This is a genomic window from Arthrobacter sp. MYb227 (assembly GCF_002975435.1).
GTDB lineage: Bacteria > Actinomycetota > Actinomycetes > Actinomycetales > Micrococcaceae > Paeniglutamicibacter.
Genome location: NZ_PCPT01000002.1, coordinates 730,977 through 752,786 on the forward strand (window position 1 = coordinate 730,977; position 21,810 = coordinate 752,786).

Annotated in this window: 20 protein-coding genes, 1 tRNA gene and 1 riboswitch; of the genes, 14 read left to right on the forward strand and 7 right to left on the reverse strand. The window is 59.5% G+C overall.

Annotation, left to right across the window (positions count from 1 at the left end; all coding sequences use genetic code 11):
- The first annotated feature begins 25 nt into the window (after nt 1–25).
- Nucleotides 26–1,717, forward strand: a complete 1,692-nt coding sequence (locus CQ018_RS07230) for a CdaR family transcriptional regulator (RefSeq protein ID WP_105549363.1) — start codon at nt 26–28, stop codon at nt 1,715–1,717.
- On the opposite strand, the gene CQ018_RS07235 is transcribed toward CQ018_RS07230, so the two are convergent.
- Nucleotides 1,714–2,190 (reverse strand): Lrp/AsnC family transcriptional regulator, encoded by a 477-nt coding sequence (locus tag CQ018_RS07235; RefSeq protein WP_105549289.1) that lies wholly within the window; start codon nt 2,188–2,190, stop codon nt 1,714–1,716. The two genes, CQ018_RS07230 and CQ018_RS07235, sit on opposite strands and share 4 nt — an antisense overlap.
- Before the next feature lie 440 nt (nt 2,191–2,630).
- Here CQ018_RS07235 and CQ018_RS07240 point away from each other — a divergent pair, with 440 nt between their 5' ends.
- On the forward strand, nt 2,631–2,843 hold the full coding sequence (locus tag CQ018_RS07240) for a helix-turn-helix domain-containing protein (protein ID WP_105549290.1): 213 nt from the start codon (nt 2,631–2,633) through the stop codon (nt 2,841–2,843).
- A 149-nt stretch (nt 2,844–2,992) separates the two neighbouring features.
- On the opposite strand, the gene CQ018_RS07250 is transcribed toward CQ018_RS07240, so the two are convergent.
- Entirely contained in the window at nt 2,993–4,156 is a 1,164-nt protein-coding gene (locus tag CQ018_RS07250) for a DUF4232 domain-containing protein (protein WP_105549291.1), read from the reverse strand.
- 107 nt (nt 4,157–4,263) lie between these two features.
- On the opposite strand from CQ018_RS07250, the gene CQ018_RS07255 reads away from it, so the two are divergent.
- Both CQ018_RS07255 and CQ018_RS07260 read left to right on the forward strand, forming a co-directional pair.
- Nucleotides 4,264–5,415 (forward strand): N(5)-(carboxyethyl)ornithine synthase, encoded by a 1,152-nt coding sequence (locus CQ018_RS07255; RefSeq protein ID WP_258142444.1) that lies wholly within the window; start codon nt 4,264–4,266, stop codon nt 5,413–5,415.
- 96 nt (nt 5,416–5,511) lie between these two features.
- Nucleotides 5,512–6,183 carry an alpha-ketoglutarate-dependent dioxygenase AlkB gene (locus CQ018_RS07260; protein ID WP_105549292.1) on the forward strand — a complete coding sequence of 224 codons (672 nt, stop codon included), beginning with the start codon at nt 5,512–5,514 and terminating at the stop codon, nt 6,181–6,183.
- Here the strand turns inward: CQ018_RS07260 and CQ018_RS07265 are convergent.
- Nucleotides 6,180–7,160, reverse strand: a complete 981-nt coding sequence (locus CQ018_RS07265) for an endonuclease/exonuclease/phosphatase family protein (RefSeq protein WP_181149774.1) — start codon at nt 7,158–7,160, stop codon at nt 6,180–6,182. The genes CQ018_RS07260 and CQ018_RS07265 overlap by 4 nt on opposite strands.
- Nucleotides 7,161–7,394: 234 nt before the next feature.
- Between CQ018_RS07265 and CQ018_RS07270 the strand changes: the two genes are divergently transcribed.
- On the forward strand, nt 7,395–8,648 hold the full coding sequence (locus CQ018_RS07270; protein WP_105549294.1) for an NAD(P)/FAD-dependent oxidoreductase: 1,254 nt from the start codon (nt 7,395–7,397) through the stop codon (nt 8,646–8,648).
- A 246-nt stretch (nt 8,649–8,894) separates the two neighbouring features.
- Nucleotides 8,895–10,124 carry an MFS transporter gene (locus tag CQ018_RS07275; RefSeq protein ID WP_258142431.1) on the forward strand — a complete coding sequence of 410 codons (1,230 nt, stop codon included), beginning with the start codon at nt 8,895–8,897 and terminating at the stop codon, nt 10,122–10,124.
- A gap of 94 nt (nt 10,125–10,218) precedes the next feature.
- Here CQ018_RS07275 and CQ018_RS07280 read toward each other — a convergent pair whose 3' ends face one another.
- Nucleotides 10,219–11,142, reverse strand: coding sequence for a TetR/AcrR family transcriptional regulator (locus CQ018_RS07280; protein ID WP_258142445.1), 924 nt, complete (start codon nt 11,140–11,142; stop codon nt 10,219–10,221).
- A gap of 211 nt (nt 11,143–11,353) precedes the next feature.
- Here CQ018_RS07280 and CQ018_RS07285 point away from each other — a divergent pair.
- Together CQ018_RS07285 and CQ018_RS07290 are read left to right on the forward strand one after the other, a co-directional pair.
- Nucleotides 11,354–11,429: transfer RNA gene (locus tag CQ018_RS07285), tRNA-Ala, on the forward strand.
- Between the two features lie 184 nt (nt 11,430–11,613).
- The gene (locus CQ018_RS07290) at nt 11,614–12,429 is read left to right on the forward strand and encodes an aminoglycoside 3'-phosphotransferase (RefSeq protein ID WP_105549296.1); all 816 of its coding nucleotides are present in this window, start codon (nt 11,614–11,616) and stop codon (nt 12,427–12,429) included.
- A 58-nt stretch (nt 12,430–12,487) separates the two neighbouring features.
- On the opposite strand, the gene CQ018_RS07295 is transcribed toward CQ018_RS07290, so the two are convergent.
- Nucleotides 12,488–12,988: a hypothetical protein gene (locus CQ018_RS07295; protein ID WP_146111838.1), complete on the reverse strand. Its 501-nt coding sequence runs from the start codon at nt 12,986–12,988 to the stop codon at nt 12,488–12,490.
- 261 nt (nt 12,989–13,249) lie between these two features.
- On the opposite strand from CQ018_RS07295, the gene CQ018_RS07300 reads away from it, so the two are divergent.
- Nucleotides 13,250–14,464 carry an SH3 domain-containing protein gene (locus CQ018_RS07300; protein ID WP_181149775.1) on the forward strand — a complete coding sequence of 405 codons (1,215 nt, stop codon included), beginning with the start codon at nt 13,250–13,252 and terminating at the stop codon, nt 14,462–14,464.
- Between the two features lie 90 nt (nt 14,465–14,554).
- On the opposite strand, the gene galK is transcribed toward CQ018_RS07300, so the two are convergent.
- A complete protein-coding gene (gene galK, locus CQ018_RS07305) occupies nt 14,555–15,700 on the reverse strand; it encodes a galactokinase (protein WP_105549299.1) in 1,146 nt (381 codons plus the stop codon).
- The gene (gene galT / locus CQ018_RS07310; protein WP_105549300.1) at nt 15,697–16,899 is read right to left on the reverse strand and encodes a galactose-1-phosphate uridylyltransferase; all 1,203 of its coding nucleotides are present in this window, start codon (nt 16,897–16,899) and stop codon (nt 15,697–15,699) included. The genes galK and galT overlap by 4 nt, the downstream gene beginning before the upstream one ends.
- A 320-nt stretch (nt 16,900–17,219) precedes the next feature.
- Here galT and CQ018_RS07315 point away from each other — a divergent pair, with 320 nt between their 5' ends.
- From CQ018_RS07315 to CQ018_RS07335, 5 genes are all read left to right on the forward strand, one after another.
- The gene (locus CQ018_RS07315) at nt 17,220–17,996 is read left to right on the forward strand and encodes a DeoR/GlpR family DNA-binding transcription regulator (protein ID WP_105549301.1); all 777 of its coding nucleotides are present in this window, start codon (nt 17,220–17,222) and stop codon (nt 17,994–17,996) included.
- A 286-nt stretch (nt 17,997–18,282) separates the two neighbouring features.
- Nucleotides 18,283–18,383: riboswitch (TPP riboswitch) on the forward strand.
- Nucleotides 18,372–19,505, forward strand: coding sequence for a glycine oxidase ThiO (gene thiO, locus CQ018_RS07320; protein WP_105549366.1), 1,134 nt, complete (start codon nt 18,372–18,374; stop codon nt 19,503–19,505). It overlaps the preceding riboswitch by 12 nt.
- A 47-nt stretch (nt 19,506–19,552) precedes the next feature.
- Complete coding sequence (gene thiS / locus CQ018_RS07325) at nt 19,553–19,798, forward strand: sulfur carrier protein ThiS (RefSeq protein ID WP_105549302.1); 246 nt, start codon at nt 19,553–19,555, stop codon at nt 19,796–19,798.
- 4 nt (nt 19,799–19,802) lie between these two features.
- Nucleotides 19,803–20,606 (forward strand): thiazole synthase, encoded by an 804-nt coding sequence (locus tag CQ018_RS07330; protein WP_105549303.1) that lies wholly within the window; start codon nt 19,803–19,805, stop codon nt 20,604–20,606.
- Nucleotides 20,606–21,799: a ThiF family adenylyltransferase gene (locus CQ018_RS07335; RefSeq protein WP_105549304.1), complete on the forward strand. Its 1,194-nt coding sequence runs from the start codon at nt 20,606–20,608 to the stop codon at nt 21,797–21,799. Before CQ018_RS07330 ends, CQ018_RS07335 begins: the two co-directional genes overlap by 1 nt.
- Nucleotides 21,800–21,810: the final 11 nt, after the last annotated feature.

Below are 21,810 nucleotides of genomic sequence, written 5' to 3' on the forward strand. Positions count from 1 at the left end.
GAGCGCCTTGTGATAATCTCCAATGATGGATGCGCATAGTTCTGATTTCAGTGATCCGGCGCACGAGCTCGGCACCGCGCGGCTTGCCGAATGCCTCGAGTTCATGCAAGCAGATCTGGTGCATGTAAACCCCACGCAGCAAAACCTGCAGGCGTTGGTCTCCGATGTACTGATGTATGACCCGCTCGATGAATGGATCAACGTCGAGGGCCGGATCATCCTGGCCGTCGGCATGACCTACGGCTCGGCAGATTTTGACCAGCTTTTGCATCGGGCAGCAAATAGCCAGGCGGCGGCCGTGATCATCAAGGCCCGCGGGACGCACATGGAACAATTGCGTGCAGCAGCCATGAGCAACGGTGTTGCGGTGCTGGTGGCACCACGCGATGCCGACTGGACCCGGCTGGTGGCCCTGGCCCGGGCCTCGGTCATGGGTGCCAGTGCCGACTCGGTCTCCGGGGTGCGCTTGGGGGATCTCTACGCCTTCGCCAATGCGGTGGCCTCAATTACCAGCGGCGCCACAAGCATCGTCGACCCGCTAGGCCGCGTGCTGGGCTACTCAACGCTTCCCGGCCAACCCATCGATGAGCTGCGCCGCGTCACCACCCTTGCACTACAAGAAACCACCCCGCCGGCCTTCGATGTGGACTTCAAGGCCGTGTACGCGGCCTCCGGCGCATTACTTATTCCCTCGACGGATGAGGGAGTGAGCCGCATTGCGCTCGCCGTACGCGCCGGTGGTGAACTGCTCGGAACCATTTGGATTATCGATCCGGGTCAGGATAAGGCCGGGGCGGCGCTTGAAGCACTTGACCGGATGGCACCACTAGCCGGGCTGCATATGCTCCATGCCCGCTCCGCACTAGATTTTGGTGAACGACGCAATGGGGACCTGATCCGCACGCTCATCGATGACCCGGCGCACGCCTCATTTGCCGCGGCTCAGCTGGGGCTCGATGTTGAACAGGGCCTGGCTGTTGCCGCGCTGACCATCGCCCGGCCGGAAACCGGGTCACTGGATTCGGTGCGTGAAATTCAGCGCCTGCTGCACCTCGTCACAACCGTTTCAAATGTGCAGTTCAAAACCAGTCACAGCGCGCTGCTGGGCTCGGTCATCTACGCAATTTTCCCATCCCCGGGTTTCGATGCGCGAGCCTTACACCGCCGGGTTCTCCAGGAGATTGGCGCCTACGCGCATACCATTAGCCCGCATCCGCTCATCGCGGCGGTGGGCAGCATTTCACACAAACTTGAGCGGCTCTCCGAGTCGCGCAATGAGGCACTTGAGGCGCTCGAATACCTGCTCAATCGTGAAGCGGTTGCCGGAAAACGAGGCCAGCGGGCCGCCCCGTCGGTGGCGCTCTATGAGGACCACGTGATTCCGCTGAATCTCATGAAGGTCGGAAAGTTCATGGCCGAGCAGGGGCTTGCCGTGGACGACGACGTCGCAGCGATAGCCCGGTACGATGTGAAGAATCAGACCGAGTACATTGATACGCTGCGCGCATTCCTGCACTCAAACGGGAACGTCTCACGCATGGCAGCGAACCTGCATGTTCACAACAACACCGTGCGTTACCGCATCACGCAACTTACCAAGACCTTTGCGCTGGATCTTGAAGATCCGCAGCAACGCTTATGGCTCTGGTTGCGGTTGACCACCCTGGATTTAAGCACGCGCAGCACCTTGCGGGGGATGCGCGTGCGGGAACTCTAGCCCAGGTGTTTGAGCAACTCGGTGGTGCGGTAGGGGATGACATCGCGCAAAATCATCGAGGTTGAGGTGCGAGTGATGCCGGGGCAGAGACGGATTTCTTCGCTGACCCGGTACAGGTCATCGGGATCTGTTGCCACCGCGCGAATCAGCAGGTCGGTGTCGCCCGCCGGGGCAACGCACTCGAGGACTTCGGGGATCTTGCGCAATGCCTCGATGGCTTCGTTCAGATGTGACTGGTCAAGCTCGGCGCTGACCATTGCCGAGACGCCGCGGCCGATGGATGCGGGCTTGACCCGGCTGGAATTGGGGCGCAGCGCACCGGAACCGGCAAGGCGTTCCATGCGGGTTTGCACGGTTCCGCGGGCCAATCCCAAGCGTTGGGCGAGCATCATGGTGGGAATGCGCGGGTCTTCGTCCAGGGCTAAGAGAATGCGCCTGTCCGTATCATCCAGTTGGTACGATTCCGGCGTCATTTCGGCTCCTTCGCCTAAGTTCGGTCAGATTGACCAAGTTGTTCGGTAGCTACCCATCCATGTTAGTCAAAATGATCAGCGTTTCCCAACTGTGTTGCACGGTATGACCGATCCTTGCTTTAGTGGTTGTTAGCAGCTCACGCACGGCCACAAGCTAGGTACGAGCAGACCCCCGGCAGGATGCTCACAAGGCAGGCGCAGCTGGGCCGATCCACAAGATCACAGGTCACTTTCAAAGGTGGTCCGCAACGATTCCAAATCCCTTGGAGTCATCGCGGGCCACCTTTGGTTAAGCGGCCGTGGGTGGGTCCGGCTGTGATGCCGCCCGCGGCGCACACATTACCGTGCACGGTCAGTACGCATCGCACAAAAGATATCCACAGAATCGAAACAACCCGTTTCTGTCCCGGCTAAGGGGTAACGTTCTTGGTATGAGATTCATGCGTCTTGAAGATGTTGCCGATGAGTTGAACGTCAACCTGCCACAAGTGCGGTCCTTGGTGCGCAGCGGGGATCTGCCCGCGATCAAGATTGGTGGCCGCGGCATTTGGCGCGTTGAACGCAGTGAATTGGAAGCCTACATTCAGCGGCAGTACACGGTTGCCAGAGAGTCAATCGATGTCCCGGTCGGTGAGGACGAATCTGCACATTAACCAATGGATTCACCGTGCTGATCGAGCTACGACGTGAGCCAAGGAAACCACCTACTATTTTGGGGCATTAGCTCGGTTGGTAGAGCGCTTGGTTCGCAGCGAAGAGGGTCAGGGGGGTCGATTCACCTAGGCTCCAGATACTTCATGGCTTAGGAAGCGCCGGGTGCTTCGAGCGCCTGCCAGGCGGTCACCGAAACCGTGCCGCCATCGACAATATCCAGATCCACCGCGGAACTATGGCGCAAGGTACCGGCAAACGGAGCCACCAAGATCTCCCCGGTGCGGATATCTCCCGCTGCGGCCATCGCGTTCCACCCGATAAAGGCCTGAGCGCTAGCGCCGGGAGCCAGCGGAATCTCGGAAACTCCCGGGTCATCGGTCATGAATGATCCACCGTGCACGACCATCACCTCGATGGCCCAGCCATCGGCATTATTGAAGACAATATCGGGGTAGGACTGCAGCACGCAGGGCTGTGTAGCGGTATTTGTTACTACGATGCCCATACCGCGATGACCCGTGGCTCCCTCGGGTTCGCCAACGCTGATCGATACCGCATCCCCGGTGCACCAATTCTCACCCGCTTCTTGGAAAGCATCCGAACGATCCGCCCAACCATAGGGTGTAGGGGTAGGCACCGGTTCCGCCGGCGTTGTTGAAATGACGGCTCCGGCTTGAGCATTTTGTGTGTAGTAATGAGCCGCCGGAACCGCGGCAGTGAGCGTCAGCGCCAGCAGCACGGCCAAGGCAACCGGTAACCCATCACGTTGCTTTGGTGCGGGTTTTGGCGCTACCGGGTCGCTCGCCGCTACTCGTGCGGTAACCCAGGAACCGGCGAGTGCCGGGATCCATCCCCAGAGAATTCCCCAGTAGCCGGCATTGAACAGGGCAGGTTGGACGCCTTCGAGTAACCAGGCCAGGCGTGCCGGAGGCCATGATGCGAAGACGAAACCAAGTGAGACAAACGCTGCGGTTCCGAAGGCGGCAAGGATGATGCACATCCAGGTGGCCAAAAACCCCGGAAAAGTTGTGCTCTCCTTGGCTGACCGCAACCCCGCGGTGCGGAGCAGCAAGAACGTGAAGGCCATCAGCGTCAAAACGGAAAATAGGGTGAGCAGGATTGGCCAGGGTTGGGTACTTTGCCAGGTGCGTAGGGCAATGCTCTCGGGGAAGAACAGGCGGGTGAATTGAGCGGGGATACGGGTCTGTGATGAAAGAATGAGACCATTTAGCACCCCGGTGAGTAGCCAGATCAGCCCGGAAATTGCGGTGATTCGTAGTGCTGGGCCAGCCGTTCGTTCTTCCTTTTCCATGGGTTTGAGCCTAGCGGAGTAGCCGGTGTGGACCGTGCATGGAAGCAAGACGTGTAGCGTGAGTCATAGAGGGAGAACGTTTGTTCTCCACATCTAAAGGGGTGTATATCGTGGCCAAATCCAACGAACTTTCAATGGGAGTCATCGCAACATCACACAAGGCGGATGAACGCCGCTTGCCGATCCACCCGGCGCATTTTGAACGAATTGATGAAGAATTCCGGGACCGCATCATGATTGAAACCGGGTATGGGGAGCCCTTCGGCATGGACGATGAGCAGCTGGCACCGTTTGTCGGACGCATCGCCTCGCGCAGCGAAGTCATCGCGAACTCGGATATCATCGTGCTTCCCAAGCCCCAGGTGGCTGACCTAGAAGAAATGCGTGAGGGACAAATCCTCTGGGGCTGGCCGCATTGCGTCCAGGATGCCGCGATCACGCAGCTGGCCATCGATAAGAAACTCACGCTGATTGCCTTCGAGGCGATGAACCACTGGGGTAGCGACGGCGGCTTCGGCCTGCACGTCTTTCATAAGAACAATGAGCTGGCCGGGTACGCCTCGGTCATCCACGCACTGCAGCTCTGCGGTACCACCGGGGACTACGGGCGCAAGCTCACCGCGGTCGTGATCGGGTTCGGCGCCACGGCACGCGGTGCCGTTACCGGGTTGCGCGCCCACGGACTGCATGACATCAGGGTGCTGACCAACCGCGCGGTCGCCGCCGTGGCAGCACCCATCCACTCGGTCCACATGGTGCAATTTGAAGCCGACGAGGACTCGAATCTGCGGGAAGTCATGACCGACGAGGGGAATGTGCCGCTGGCACCGTTCCTTGCCGAAAGCGATATCGTGGTCAATTGCACCCTGCAGGACCCCAATGCACCGCTGATGTATTTGCGCACCGAAGATCTTGCGGCATTTACCCCGGGCAGCATCATCGTCGATGTGTCCTGTGATGAGGGCATGGGGTTTGAATGGGCCAAGCCGACGACGTTTGCCGATCCCATGTTTTCCGTGGGAAAGAACATTAATTATTACGCGGTTGATCACAGCCCCTCATACCTGTGGAACTCGGCAAGCTGGGAAATCAGCGAGGCCCTGCTGCCATTTATTCAGGACGTGCTCGGCGGCCCGGCAGCATGGCAACAGAACACCACGGTGGCCCGGGCCATCGAGATCCTTGACGGGGTCATCCAGAACCCGGCGATACTCGAATTCCAGCACCGAGATTCTAGCTACCCGCATCCGAGCATTTGACCGGCAAATCGTCGCAACGGGAAAATGGTTGAGCCCCGGGGGACACCCCCCCGGGCTCGGCTTGTTGGCCGGTCACAAGAATTTTAGGAGTGTAGGGTGAGCACGCTCTTTTCGGAGAGTTTCTTGGGTCGGCCGCGCCGCGAACTTGGCCCGGGGGCCATCTGGGTTCCGGACTGGCTTGGCGCGCAAGAACAACGGTGGATCGTTGAGCGGTTTCACGAATGGGGGCGTGGACCTGTGCCACCACGCGCCGCCACGATTGGTTCTGCTCACATGTCGGTCCAGACGGTGTGCCTAGGTTGGCATTGGCGTCCCTATGCCTATTCGCGCGAAGCGATCGACGTTAATGGAAACCGGGTGCTGGAGTTCCCCGACTGGATGCTGCGGCTGGGACGCAAAGCGATCCTTGAAACCACGGGGGATCCGCTGCTTGCGGCGAACTACACCCCGGATACGGCCCTGGTGAACTACTACACCGACGATTCTAAAATGGGGATGCATCAGGATCGGGACGAGCACTCGAGCCAGCCGGTGGTCTCGCTATCCATCGGGGATACCTGCCACTTCAGGTTCGGCAATACCAACAATCGCAATAAGCCGTTTACCGATATTTCGTTGGCGTCCGGGGATCTGTTTGTCTTTGGTGGTCCCTCACGCTTGGCTTACCATGGGGTCACACGGGTACTGCCGGGCACCGCGCCGGCGGAGTGTGGGTTGGGGTCTGGCCGCATCAATATCACCATGCGGGTCACCGGGCTCAGCGATTAGGAACTCGAAGCCGGAATATTCAGTGAGGTTAGTACCGCAAGATGATCGCTGTCGCCCGCAGGCACCACCGTATTTGAGGTGACTTCAAGACCCCGCTGCAGCACATGGTCAAGACGCATGAACCCAAAGGGGGTGCGCGGCCAGGTGAAGCCAAACATCCCGTGATTTTGGTTGGGCTCATCTAGGGTTTCGGTCAGTGGAATAAACGATCTGTCGGTTGATGTCGCATTGAAATCACCCAGCGCGATGACCTGCGAGCTTTGATCCTTGCGTAGAATCGAGGCAAGTTGTCCCAACATTTCGTCACGGTTGCTATGATCATTTGCCCGAGCCGAGGCAGCATGCACGGCGTAGAGTCTGATGTTTCCGGATTTCGTATTGACCTCGGTGGTTAATGCACGTTTCCAGCCGAGCCCCAGATCCAGTGGCTGCGATTTGGTCAGCGGGTATTTGCTCCACACACCGATGGTACCCACCACGAAATGATGCGGGTGGGTGCGTTGTAATACCCGGGTGACTTGAGTGGCACCGCCAGCCTCGAGTTCTTGAAGAGTTATCACATCGCTGCCTTGGCTTGCCAGTGCCTGGGCCGAAGCAACCGCGCCTCCGGATCCTGCACGAATATTTTGGCTGCTGACCGTCAGGGAGTTGGTGGTTTTAGCGGGTGCGCTCCAAGACAATGGAACGATTTGCGCACCAAAACTCATGCCCCAAGTGATGGTCGGAAGCAAAATAAACACTAGTGCGGTGCGGCTCCTGCTGAACAGGGCTAGGAGTAACAAGAGCGGAACGGCAAGCCCAAACCACGGAGCGGCGTTGTCAACCAGTAGTGCCAGCCCCAAGACGTCGGGAACTTGATGGTAGAAAACCATCAGGAGGGTGCTGAGCAGGGTACCCAAAAGCACAAGTCCGCGCAGCTGCCGCTGGAACCGTGAGAGACGGGCTGGCTTGGCCCGCTGGTGGTTGGTGGTGTTCATGAGTGCTGACATCGTAGCTAAGGATGTCATACGGAACTGGCATCAAACTGGGAGGACGCTGCATACCCGCAGGATCATCGGGGCGGGTCCAGCGTTGCTAGGCGCTCCCCTACTCTCGACTCTTCTGCTCCTAGGTGCCATTCTGTGATGAGGAGACATATTCCTGCCAGCCCTGTGCGAAAGTACCCCCCCCTGCAAACGACTGGTGAGCTCATCGTAGAGGAGAGAATCAGCATGGCTAACGTGGATGCTCAAAGCCCCAAGCAGCACAGCAATGTTGGAACCTTAGTGATTGGTGGGGGATTAGCCGGTGCACAGTGTGTGCACGCGCTGCGTGAGGGCGGCTATGCGAAAACCATCACCATCGTGGGCGATGAAAACGAAATCCCCTATGAGCGTCCACCGCTATCCAAACAATTTCTCCAGGGTAGCCAAACCGTCGAAGAGTTCCAGCCGTTCCAGGCTACCTGGTACTCCTCGGCACAGGTCGAGATGCGGCTGGGCACCACTGCCAGTTCGATTGATGTAGTCGCCCGCCGGGTCTTTTGTTCCGATGACACATCCATTGGATACGAGACCCTGGTGCTAGCCACCGGATCTCGCTCACGTATGGGTGGGCGGGGATCGAATATCGAGGGCTGGGATTTACCTGGCGTGTACACCTTGCGTTCCCTTGAGGATTCGCGCAGGCTCAAAGGCGCATTCGCGACTGGCAAACGGCTTGTCATTATCGGTGCGGGTTGGATTGGGATGGAAGTTGCGGCCTCAGCGCGAGCCGCTGGCATGGAAATTACCGTGCTGACTCCCGATCAGTTGCCGCTGGCTGTGCCGATGGGAGTGGAATTTGGTTCACATGTTGCACGATTGCAGATGGATCACGGTGTCCATTTCATCTTTGGCACCGCAGCAGAAAAGATAGTTAACGATCCAACCGAGGGGCTCGCCGTTATGACTCCTACCGGATTAGTTGCTGCCGATAGTGTGCTGCTGGCAATCGGTGCGGTACCCAATACCGAACTTGCCCTTGAAGCTGGTCTGCAGATGGGCCACGGGATCATCGTCGATACACACTTACGAACCAGCGATCCGCATATCTTGGCCATCGGTGATATTGCCGAGGCCTTCAACACCGCTCTAGGCCGGGCCCTGCGCGTCGAGCACTGGGATAACGCGATGAGGCAGGGCAAATTGGCGGCATCGACGATCCTGGGCCGGGAGGAGACCTATGACTGGCTACCGTATTTCTTCACCGATCAGTTCGACTTGGGGATGGAATACGTCGGAGATCGGCAAGACGATGACGATGTGGTGGTTCGCGGAGAGATGAGTAGCGGTGAATTCATGATCTTCTGGCTTCGATCGGGGGTTATTTCTGCGGCCATGAATGTGAATATTTGGGACGTCAACGATCTCTTGCGGGGTGTGATTGGCAAGGAAATACCCGTTGAACGACTCGTGGATGTGTCGGTGAAGCTGGCCGACTTGTAAAGCGAGACCCTGGGGTAGCTGGCCACGACCCGTTGGCCAGTTTTGGTGTAGGAAACTGCAAATCAGTGTACTTTTTACCGCGAAGTACCGGATCACAGCGAGTCACGACGGGGTTCGTGAACGATGCTGCGGTGTGTGCGCTCACGTAACTGTCCCTGCGGGAAACCAAGCCCGTAGGCTGGTACCCGGTGTCGGGAAACTTTACGGGCACCGACGACGCATTGTTGAACAGATGAGAAGGTCCTCGTGAATCCAGCCGCATCAGCACCGGGGGCAACCTCGGTTTCCGACTCCACCTTGCTATCGGGGCGAGCCTTATTCTTTGCCGTGGTGGCGTTGGCCATGGGCGGCTTTGGCATCGGCACCACTGAATTCGCCATTATGGGTTTGCTCCAAGAAGGAGCGGCTGATCTGAATGTGAGCAACCCGCAGATGGGCCTGCTGATCTCGGCCTACGCCTTGGGAGTTGTGGTGGGAGCCCCGGTGCTAACAGCGCTGGGCGCTAAGGTGCCGCGTAAGACCATGGTGCTGTGGCTCATGGGATTCTTCACCCTTGCGAATCTTAGTTCGCTGATGGCTCCGAACTACGAATGGATGCTGGTGACCCGGTTCTTGGCCGGGTTGCCGCACGGTGCGTACTTCGGCGTTGCTGCGATCCTTGCCGGAACCTTGGTGCCACCAACGATGCGCGGTCGGGCGATTGCCTGGATCATGCTGGGTCTGTCGGTGGCCAACGTGCTAGGCGTTCCTGCGGTGACCTTTTTGGGACAGAACTTTGGCTGGCGTTGGATGTTTGGCATCGTCGGGATTGTGGGGGCACTGACCTGGGTTGCGATTCGGATCTATGTGCCGCATGCACCGGCTCCACAGGGTGCCAGCATCCGGCGCGAGCTCTCGGCACTACGTAGCGGGCAGGTATGGACGGCGATGGCTACGGGCATCGTCGGATTCGGTGGCTTCTTTGCCGTGTATTCCTATATCAGCCCGATTTTGACCGGGGTGACGGGCCTGAACATTAACGTGGTGCCGGTGGTGTTGGGGATCTATGGCGTCGGCATGGTGATTGGTTCACTGGTGGGTGGGCGGCTTGCCGATTGGTCGGTGCATGGGGCGATCTACGTCGCGATGAGCATGATGGTGGTGTTCATGGTGCTCTTCGGATTGCTCTCCACCTACCTGATTCCCACGCTCATCATTATGTTCATCCTTGGAGCCACCGGTTCCTTGTTGGTTCCGGGGCTCCAAGCATTGTTGATGGATTCGGCGCCGCACGCCCAATCGCTTGCGGCTTCGCTTAACCACTCGGCACTAAATGTTGCAAATGCGCTGGGCGCGGCGCTGGGTGCCGCCGTCATCGCCGCCGGACTCGGATACCGAGCTCCGTCCTACTTAGGTGCGGGGCTAGCGGTACTTGGCTTGGTGCTGGCCTTGATCACCGGGGCGCGCGCCAAGCGACTCGAAACGGCGAGTAACTAACTACTGTTGATGTGCACGCGGCACAAGCCAACCATGCATTTGCCGTGCGGTCTGCAGCCGCAGAGGCTTTCGGCGTGCAGCACGCTTGAAGTGACTAATCGGCAGACTTCATGGTGTTGGCAATGTTCTCCATGACATCGCCAATCTGTGCCAGGGCCAGCTTCATGGTGGAAACGACATCAAGCGTGGGGTCAACGAGCCATTGCTGCTGTAGTCCATCTGCCATGGCGAGAACCGATCGCGTCATCAAACGGAAATGTCCCCGTTCCTCAAGGCTGGGCGCTGGACGGTCTGCGTAGTGGAGTTCCTCTGCCACCTGGAGGAGACGATCGTAGCGTTCTTTAAAGTATGTGGCCGCCGGGTGCGCAGGATCTACTGCAGCGGCAACCATCGTGACGTAGAGGGCCACGAGCCCTGGCTCATCGTCCATCTTGGCCAGAGTCGCAAGGAAATTACCCTCAAGCTCCTCTTTACTGCTGGCCCCCTCTTCTCGAAGATCGCGTTTGCGCAGGATCTGCACCAGCAGGTCTTCTTTTGAGTCGAAGTAATGCATTACTCCGGCCAGAGAAAGATTGCACAGTTGTGCCACCTTACGAAGGGATGTACCGCGGTAGCCCTCTTTTGCGAAGACTTCCAGCGCTACGTCGAGTATTTCGGCCCGCTTAGCGATGCCTTTTGCGTATGAACCACGTGTTGCCATGTTGATAGAGTAGCGACATTTTTCACTTTCGTTCACTAACCTTTCGGGCATTGGTTTTTGCCAACCAGTCTGCTTCAGGTGCTGCTGAGTGTCGGTCAGGGGGTGATCGAAGTCAAAATCCGCGTGTTTATTGAGGAATCTGGCACCAAGATGCCCGCAAAGGCCGTCGAGAAGGGGGATATCTGAAAAACCTGAGTACCCGCTCGGAATTGGGGGCTCCCGACTCAGAGTGGGTTTCTGGACATGCATATTTGGGTTCGATGGGGTATTTTCCGTGGCGATGTAGCGATCGTGGCGATTCTTTGCTGGGCGTTGCATCACGAAAAGCGCACCTTGTGCCCGATGTCACATCGAGGCTGGGTGTGCGCGATTCTTCGCGTAATCATGCGGTAAATGTGGGAGTTTTGCGAGCCCCGGATGGTGGGTGACATGAATTGCTTGGGGCTCAATTGGCGTTCTGTGCGCCTTGTGCTGTAGATTGTTATCTCGGTTCAGCGGCCCTTTGGGAAGTGAAAACCAAATCCTTTTTGGGGGTATGGCGCAGTTGGTAGCGCGTCTGCATGGCATGCAGAAGGTCAGGGGTTCGAATCCCCTTACCTCCACCAAATTGGAAGGTCCCAGACATTTTGTCTGGGACCTTTTCTGTATTCTGGGATCCTGCCCCCATGGCTAGGGGGCCTAGCTTATCTGCGGCTCAGAGGAGCCAACTAGAGCAAATAGTGCGCAAATATAAACCAGCCGCAGGATCAGAGTTCCAGCATCGTCGCGTAGGTGCGAGATCATAGGAACATGAGCATTAAACCGCTGGCTTACATCCCAGAGACTCGGCTAGATATCCCGGAGCGTGTTGCGCTGTTGGCAGGAAATAACCCAATTGAACCGGTGTGGGTCAACGGTGTTGGCGGGGTAACTTTCCGAATTGGCGACGAGACGGGTCTTGCTACACGGTTTGTAAAATATGCGGTTGCCGGAACCCCGGAAAGCGATTTTGAGCGTGAAGCCACAAAGATGGCCTGGGTTGGGAAATTTAGCTTGGTGCCGCAGGTCCTTGAGGTGGGGCAGGATGAAGCAGGCAGCTGGCTCATGACCCGAGCGCTGCCAGGAAGCTCGGCCGTTGACCCCCGATGGATCGCGCGGCCGGAGATTGCGGCACGCGCTATTGGCGCCGGGCTTCGTACGTTACATGATGCGCTACCTGTTGCCGGATGCGAATTCTCTTGGTCGGTGTCCGAGCGTTTGAAGGGATTTGAACAGCGTATCTCTACGGGGGAGACACCGGATAGTTGGTCGAAAGAGTATGCGCATCTGAGTATTGCTGAGGCACGCGAGCTGTTGAGCCAGCCACCCGAGATTCAGAAGCTAGTTGTATGTCACGGGGACGCCTGCGCGCCAAATACCTTGCTGGATGATGAGGGAAACTTTGCTGGTCATGTGGACCTGGGCGAGGTAGGCGTTGGTGATCGGTGGGCGGATCTCGCAATTGCCGCATGGAGCACCGAATGGAATTACGGGCCAGGGTACGAGGGTTTCGTGTATCAGGGCTACGGGGTGGTACCGGATCAGGTGCGCATCGCTTACTACAAGATGCTCTGGGACCTTTCCTAGCCACGACCGATACCGCGATTTGGCGTGGTCCGCGCATGGCACCTCGGCGATATCACGGTCAGCTCACGGAACGATAACCACCGGCACCGAGCATGCTGCGTAACCATGTGACAAGTGCATCGATACCCGGAGAAACTACTTCCTCGGGACCGACGGTAAACACCGGGACTCCGGTGCGCATATGTTTAGGCAGCAGGCGCAACACCCGATCCGTATCGGTGGCTCCGGTGAGTAGTAGCGCCACGGGGCGGAAACCAAATGCGGCCTTGATCAACGCCAGACCATGCATGCGCGAAAAATGAAGCGGACCAATAAGTACCAGGGCATCGAAATAAATTAGCTCATGTGCCGAGGAATGCGTTACATCGCCGATCTGACTACGTATTTCATATTTATGCAGCTGGGCGGCAAGCTCCAGCGCTACGGCGTGAGCACGTGCGTCGCGTTGATAATGAACAAGTGCCACGGTGTCCATGACTGCACCCTCCTGCATGCCGGGCGAGCCAAAGACTGGGGGAGTATTCTCACCAATTCTTAGTTCTCGGTCCGTGCCACCCATGGTAGGCGCTTACTCGGTGAATTCACTGGGAGTTCACGGTGCCTAGCTCTCATCGCTGTTTGGGGGAGGGCGTGGAGCACGGAGGGCGAATCCAACGATTGGGGAACAGCGGGGCGGAGATGTTGAAAGTAGAAAAGGTGCGGCGGACACTTGAAGCCAGCAGCCCTGCCGGGGGATGTGAAGTTTCTTGGTGGGACCTGAACTATCTGAGACTCGGGAAGGTGGAAGGGCATGTTTTACGGTGGTTTAAAGGCTGGTGCGATGCGTTCATCATGGGGACTACTCACTGCCGCGGCGCTGCTGGTGGCCTCGGTTCCGCTCGGTGCTACAGCGGGTGTAACCGGTGAAACCAATGTGGCTCCAGCGCTGGAGCAAGGAGTGACTTCACGTGCCGCATCGTTGCAGATATCTGCCGCGCTGCCCGCCAAGGTGCGCACCACGGCAAACCTGAATATGCGTACCGGGTCTTCGACCGCGTACCGGATTCTGCTGACGATTCCCTCCGGCACCACTGTTGCTGTCTCCGCGCAGGCATCCAATGGGTGGTACAAAGTTAGTTATGCGGGACAGACCGGGTGGGTCAGCGGAACGTATGTATCAATTGTTAAGGCTGCCGGTTCCTCGACCTTGCCTGCCAAGGTGCGCACCACGGCAAACCTGAATATGCGTACCGGGTCTTCGACCGCGTACCGGATTCTGCTGACGATTCCCTCCGGCACCACTGTTGCTGTCTCCGCGCAGGCATCCAATGGGTGGTACAAAGTTAGTTATGCGGGACAGACCGGGTGGGTCAGCGGAACATATGTCACCACCTCAACCTCTACACCCGGTGCACCGCGCACGCCACAGTCGACCGGACCCAATCGGACCAACCGGGTGGTGCTGACCTTTGATGACTGCCCGAGCTCGCTGAGCAACTTCAAAGCGAGTATTGCGTATGCGGCAAGCGCCAATATTGGCATGGTGCTGGCTCCCACCGGCAACTGCCTGAGCTCCTTCAAATCCCGCTACGGAGTTGATCTTGCGGCGCTGGCGCGGGCCAAGGGCCAGTGGGTGATCAACCATTCGATATCGCACCCGGATTTACGCTATATGAGCTGTGCCGCTGCCGCCGCCCAATTAGCTGGTTCGGGGGTTCATACGAACTTTGGTAGGCCCCCGTATGGTGCCATCGACGCCTCGGTACGCTGTGCTTATGATCGGGTGGGCATGGCGATCTGGACCTGGTCCAGGGACACCTTGGACTGGTCGGTGAAGTCCAAATCGATAACTGTTGCGCGGGCCTCGGCGGCACGCCCCGGGGACACCGTATTGATGCACATGCAATGGTACGGATTTTCCCCCGACTCGCTGCGGCAGATCAAGGCGAACCTTGCCAAGCGCGGAGTCAATGTGTGCCGTGCCTACCGGGGCAGTGACGGTGCCGGAGCAATTGTGCGCACCCCCGTACTGTTGCCAAGCTCGCTGCCTTGCTAACTTGCCGTGAAACCGGGACCCCTTCCAGCGCTGCGAGCCGGAAGGGATCCCGGCCAGTACCGCGTGCCAGCCGTGGCTTTCTCAACCTAGTTAGAGTGCCCGGGCCCCCGGGCCCGGCAGCACGGTGAAAATTTCCGGGGTGATAAAGTGCGCAGCGGCAAACTCCTGCAGCACCCGAGCCGAGATAGTTTCGGCATCGTGAGTGTGAACCAGCGCAATTGCCGAACCGCCAAACCCGCCGCCTGTCATTCGGGCGCCCAGGGCACCGGCTGCCAGTGCGGCATCGACAGCTAGATCCAGTTCCGGGCAGGAGATCCCAAAGTCATCGCGCATTGAGGCATGGCTTTGCGTCAGGAGCTGGCCGATGGCGGTGGGGCCGGCGGAATCGAGGAGCTCGATGGTCTCCAGCACACGCTGATTCTCGGTGACAATATGCGCGACGCGGCGGTAAATATCCGGGGCCAGTGTTTCCTTGGCCGCGGGCAATGCCGTCAGCGGGACATCGCGCAGGGCCTTGACCCCAAGCTGGCTGGCACCGGTGGTGCAGGCTGCGACAAGTTCCTTATATCCGCCCGAATCGTGCGAATGGCTCACCCGGGTATTGATGACAAGAATTTGTAGCCCGGATTCACTAAGGGGCAGGTGGACCTGGCGGGTTTCGCGGGTCCGGCAGTCGAGGAAGAGTGCATGCTCGGCGGTGCTCAGCAGGGAAGCCGACTGATCAAGAATTCCGGTGGGGGCACCAACAAAGTTATTTTCTGCGCTCTGGCATAGCAACACCAATTCCTCACGGGTGAGATTCAGGCGTAGCGCTTCGTTGATGCCCAGTGCCACGGCGCATTCGATGGCCGCCGATGAGGAAAGACCTGCACCAAGGGGCACCGTTGAATCCAGCAGGATATCCGCTCCGGGAAGCATGAATCCACGCTGTTCAAAGGCCCAGAAGACACCCGCGAGGTAGCGGGCCCAGGGCGTGATGGTTTCCGCGCTGAGCTTGCCCAGATCGACCTCGACTACCGCGTTTTCGTGCGTTGAGGCAAGGCGTAGAAGCCGGGGTGCGGCTGCGGGGTGTACCTTGAGCCCGATGCTCGCCACCTTATCGATGGCGAAGGGCAGCACGTAGCCCTCGTTGTAATCGGTGTGTTCCCCGATGAGGTTTACCCGGCCCGGGGCCGCATAGCAGGCATCGGGGGCATGGCCGAAAAGGTCGGTGAATGAGGTGGCCAGGGTGCTCATGCTGTGGTGCTCTGTTCTGCTGGGGTGCTGGTGGAAATGCTGTGTGTGGGGGCCGTGCCGGTGGGGTTGGCCGCGATGCGGGCCGCGGCGGCCCGCAGGGCGGCGGCGCTGGATTCGGGGGTGACATCGCCGATGAAGGCGCCCATGACCGCTTCGGAACCCGCAAGGTATTTCATCTTATCCGCGGCCCGGCGTGGGGAGGTGAGCTGCAGGTGTAACCATGCCTCGTCGCGCTGTGGGTGGTTGGCCGGGGCCTGGAACCAGCCGGCAATGTAGGGAGTCGGGGTGGGGTACAGGGCGTCAATGGTGCACAACAACCGGTGGTACATGGTGGCGAGCTCGTCACGCTCATCGTTGGTGAGTTCATCGAGCGTGGCTACCTGGCGATTGGGAACCAGCAGAACCTCGATGGGCATGTGAGCGGCGTAGGGGACGAACGCGGTGAAATAGGTTCCGCGCTCGATGATCCGCGAGCCATCGGTCAGCTCAAAGTCCAGCACATCGGCCATGAGATTGGTTCCTGTACGTGAGCGGTGCTCCGCGGCGCGGGCCAGCTGGTTTTCGGTGCGTGGTGTGACATAGGGGTAGGAGTAGATCTGCCCGTGCGGGTGGTGCAGCGTGACGCCGATTTCCGCGCCGCGGTTCTCGAAGGGGAAAACCTGCTCGATGCCCGGCAGTGCGCCAAGTTCCGCGGTGCGCTGGGCCCAGGCATCGATGACGGTGCGAATGCGGGTGGGGCCCAGGGATGCCAGGGAATCGGTGTGGCCCGGGCCAAAGGTGATGACCTCGCAGCGGCCGTGCGAGGGGCGTTTGGCTCCGAGTACGGCTGAGGTATCCGAGCTGTGTTGTTCGGGACCAAAGGAGGGGAAGCGGTTTTCGAACACCACAACGTCGTAATCGGGTGCCGGGATTTCACTTGGCTGTTCGGCGCGGGTGGGGCAGAGCGGACATTCGCTGGCGGCGGGCAGATGGGTGCGGGCCTGGCGGTGTGCGGCGAAAGAAATCCAGTCTCCGCTGAGGGCATCGTAGCGAAGCTCGGAAACCGGCGGTCGGGGTGGTAACTCACGAGTATCGCTCGGGGGAGTGAATCCGGTGGGGGCTTGGAACGTGTCAAAAAAATAGATCAGTTCGCGGCCATCGGCCATGATGGTGCGCAGCGGCGCGCCTGGGGTGTGCGGTGCTGTGTGCTGCTGTGCCATTGAAACTCCTAAGTCATTCGCGATCATGTTTGATTTTTTGATGCATGCGAGCAAAATCAAACAAATTCGATCATATGGCACGTGTGGGGGTGAAGGCCAGAGGGCACGGAGAAGAAGTTTGCCAGGTGTCGCGGAAACGTGCGGCAGCCATGCCGGTCTATGGGTTCGAAAGATGGAATGGGGGCCGCGAACTTGGTGAGTGAGGAATGCTGCAGCGAAAATGCTGCCGACGCTCGACATGGAACAAAATGTTCGGGTTGATGTTCGTTTGCTGGCTATTATGGGAGGCAACAACATCGTGATCGAGGAACGGATACACCATGACAGAACTGCTGGCCACCGCACGCCACCAGCACATCCTCGACGCACTGCGAAGCCACGGTCAGGTTCGGGTTACCTCGTTGGCCCAAGACCTGGGCGTTTCCGAGATGACGGTACGCCGCGATTTGAACCTGCTGGCAACCGCCGGGTCGCTGGTGAAAGTCCATGGCGGGGCAACCCTTGAGGCAACCCCGACCAGCAGTGAACCGGGCTTCACCAAGAAACTCTCCCTAGAATCCGCCGAAAAGCAGGTAATAGCTCTTGCCGCGGCCGCAATGATCACACCGGGCATGTCGATTGCGTTGAACTCGGGAACCACCACCTTTGCCCTGGCTGCCCAATGTGCACGGATCAATGACCTGACGGTGGTGACGAACTCGCCGCGCATTGCCGAGGTGTTTTATGCCGAGGATAACCACAGCCAGAACATCATTCTTACCGGGGGGATTCGCACGGTTTCCGATGCGCTGGTGGGTCCGCTGGCGCTCTCGGCACTTGACCAATTGCACGTGGATATCCTCTTCCTGGGAGTCCACGGGATGACGGCCGAAGACGGATTTACCACCCCGAATATGCTTGAGGCACAGACCAACCAGGCATTTATTCGGGCCTCCGCACGCCGCGTGGTGGTTGCCGACCATACCAAATGGGGTGTCACAGGCCTGTGCCAGATCGCCGGGCTGGGCGAGGTTGATGGGTTGATTAGCGGGACGTCGTTGGATGCCGAAGCGGCAGAAATTTTGCGTCAGTCGATCGACACCGTGGTCTTGGCCTAGCTCCGAAGCGTTGGGCCAGCACATTCCGCACAGCGGGGTTTGCCGCAATCCTCGCGTCAGAAAGCGTGGCATAGCGGGCGTTGGCTTAGCTATATTACGGATCTAGCCGCAGCCGCAACGGCCCCGACCGGTGCGCTCGAATGTGCGCTGTTGCCCGCTGCCCGCGGGCCGTATCCCATGCCTGGTCGCTCCAGGTGTCATCGTTCGATGACGCAGGTTACGTTGTGGAACGCCGGGCAGGCTTGTCATGAAATTGACAGATGTGTGCCTGCTCATGCTTATAATCCAGATACTCCGCGGGAGCCCATCATGGGCTGAGAGGGCTTTGTGCCGACCGCTACACCTGATGCGGGTCATGCCGCCGTAGGAAGGAACGTGCCCCTGGTGCATGTAGCAATCGTTGGTGCCGGAATTATCGGCCTAGCCACGGCCCTTGAGCTGCGCTCGCGTGGTGCAACCATCACCCTCATTGACCCCGCACCCGGTTTGGGCGCCAGCCATGCCGCCGCAGGGATGCTCGCGCCGAGCGCCGAAACCACTTGGGGACAGGGCAAACTGAACGCACTGCTCAGCGCCTCGGCACGGGCCTATCCGGAGTTTATTGATGCGGTGCAGCTGGCCAGCGGGGTGCGCCCGGCCTTTATTCAGAACTCGACGTTGGTGGTTGCAGCGCAGCCAGCGGATCGTGAGGCACTTGTAGAGTTGATCGACCTACAGGACTCGTTGGGGTTGCCGGTCAAACGCCTGCTCGGAACCGAAGCCAGGGCGCTGGAACCGGCCCTGGCGGCCAATATTGCCGGCGCCGTGTTGTGCCCCGATGACCATCAAGTTGATCCGCGTTCGCTCATCACAATTCTGCTCGAAGCCTTGAAAGAAAACCTGCTCGTTGAGCCGGTGGCCGGCTTGTTACGCGTCGGGGAACGCACCATCGGAGTACGCACCGGTTCGGGGACTAACATCCATGCGGATCAGGTATTACTGGCTACCGGGATGGGACAAATTCCCGGTGTGCCCCGGCTTCCGATACGCCCGGTGTATGGGGAGATCTTGCGCGTACAGGGCTCAGCAGAGCATCCGTTGCTGCGACATACGGTGCGCGGCATCGTGCATCGGCGGCCCGTCTATCTGGTGCCGCGCGCCGATGGAAGCCTGGTGCTGGGTGCCTCTAGTCGTGAGGATGGGGATGCACGGGTGAATCTTGGTGAGGTAACTACGCTGCTGGAAAATGCCCGACGGCTGGTTCCTGGCATCGTGGACACCACGCTCAATGAGGTGATCGCCCGGGCCCGGCCCACCACCTTCGATGACATACCGCTGCTTGGTCGCCTCGATGAGGGGCTGGTGATCTCCACCGGGTATTCGCGCCACGGGGTGCTGTTGACCCCGCTCGGTGCCCGCTTGGGTGCTCAGCTGCTGCTCGGCGAACCATTTGACGCGCAGCTTGCCGGCATCGTGGATCCGCATCGTTTGAGCTCGCAGGATTTCGGTATCGCAAGGACACACCTTTAGCCCGGCATTTTCGGGCCGATGAGATCAACTAATCAGGAGAGTGCACGATGAACAGCATTGAGTTTCACCTCAACGGGAAAGCCACAACCTATGAGTGCGGGGCAACCGTACGCGAGATGGTATCCGCCCATCTGGGCAAGGAGATTGGGAGCGATGGTCGCGCGCTTGATGGCTCGGCCCTGGGCGTGGCGATCGCCGTGGATGGGACGGTGATCCCGCGCAGCGGCTGGGCCGAACACGAGCTGAGCAACGGTGCTCGGGTTGAACTTGTCACCGCGGCACAGGGAGGTTAAAGCCTTGGAAGAGCTAACAATCGAGAATGACGGGTTTGAGATCGACGGGGTCAAGCTCAATTCCCGACTGATCCTAGGTACCGGGGGAGCGACCTCGCTGCGCGTGTTGGAACAGGCGCTGAGGGTTTCGGGAACCGAGCTGACCACCGTGGCGATCCGCCATTTTGCCGCTGCGGGTGCCGGGTCCGTGTATGAGCTGCTTGAACGCCATCGGGTGCGCCCGCTGCCCAATACCGCCGGATGCTTTACCGCCCGCGACGCGGTGCTCACCGCCCAGCTGGCCCGCGAGGCGCTGGAAACTAACTGGATCAAACTCGAGGTGATCGCCGATGAACACACGCTGTTGCCCGACCCCCTCGAACTCTTCGCCGCCGCCGAGGAACTTGTCGCCGATGGCTTTAAGGTCTTCGCTTACACCAATGATGATCCGGTGTTGGCCATGCGCCTGGAAGACGTTGGGGTGAGTGCGGTGATGCCGGCGGGTTCACCGATCGGATCCGGGTTGGGGATTTTGAACCCACACAATATTTCTACAATCGTCGCCCGGGCAGGTGTTCCGGTGATCCTGGATGCCGGGGTGGGCACCGCATCGGATGCGGCCAAGGCCATGGAACTAGGCTGTTCGGCGGTGCTGCTAGCCAGCGCGGTCACCCGGGCACACAATGCCCCGCTCATGGCCGCGGCGATGCGCGATGCGGTCCGTGCCGGGCGCGCGGCCCATCGTGCCGGACGCATCCCGCGGCGGGATCTGGCCCTGGCATCTTCCCCGAGTGAAGGCATGATGCGCACGCTGGTGGGGGAATTCTGATGAGCTTCCCGGCATTGGTTGAACCACGCGATGATTTGCCCCTGACGAATTTGGCCCGCTACACGCGGCACCTGAGCTTGCCCGGGATCGGTGTGGAAGGACAACGCCGGATTGCCAATGCGCGGGTGCTGCTGGTCGGGGCCGGGGGATTGGGCAGTCCGATTGCCAACTATCTGATTGCCGCCGGGCTTGGACAGCTGAGCGTGATCGATGCGGACACCGTTGAACTTTCGAATTTGCAACGCCAGATCCTGCACCGGGTCTCCGATGCGGGCCTGCCCAAGGTGGACTCGGTGGCCCGGCTGGCACGGGAGCTGAATCCGCAGGTGCAGGTGAGCACGCTTGAATACCGCCTCGATGAAACAAATGCGCTTGAGCTATTTGCCGCCCATGATCTGGTGATCGATGGCAGCGATAATTTTTCCACCAGGTATGTATCTTCCGATGCGGCAGAAATGACCGGCACCCCACTGGTCTGGGGCACCATCTTCCAATTCTCTGGCCAAGTCGCCGTCTTCGACCCGCGGCACGGGGCGATGCTGCGTGATATTTTCCCGGAGGTCCCCGATGCGGACTCGGTTCCCTCCTGCGCGGAGGGTGGGGTACTTGGTGCGCTCTGTGGCATCGTCGGATCACTGATGGCCACCGAGGCACTGAAATTGATTACCGGTGCCGGAGAACCACTGATCGGCAGGTTGTGGTTATATGACGCACTGGAAGCCAGCACCCGGGTACTGTCCTTTAGCCGGGACCCGGGCCGGGTGCCGGTCACCGAGCTGGTGGGGCGGCCGGACGCCACCTGCTCGGTTCCCAGCGGGAAGCAATCCCTCGGGCAGGATTGCGCGGGACGTGAAGCAAGTGAGCAGGAAATTGATCCGGTTGACCTTGAGCTGTTGCGTGCGGAAAATTCGGTGCTACTCATTGATGTGCGTGCCGACTGGGAGTACGTGTTGGCAGCGATTCCGGGAAGCGTGCGGGTGCCGCTGGAGGAGATCATTGAGCAGGGGTGGGGTGCGGTGCCGCTCACCGCTGCCAGTGATATTGTCCTGGCCTGCAAGAGTGGGGCACGCTCGTTGCGCGCACTACAACACCTTGCCAGCGCGCCACGAGGAAGCGAGACACGGGTGCTGAGTTTGCGCGGTGGGACGCTGAACTGGCTGGCCGAGATTCAGGGCCGGGTAGTGACCTACTAGCTGCGGCGCAG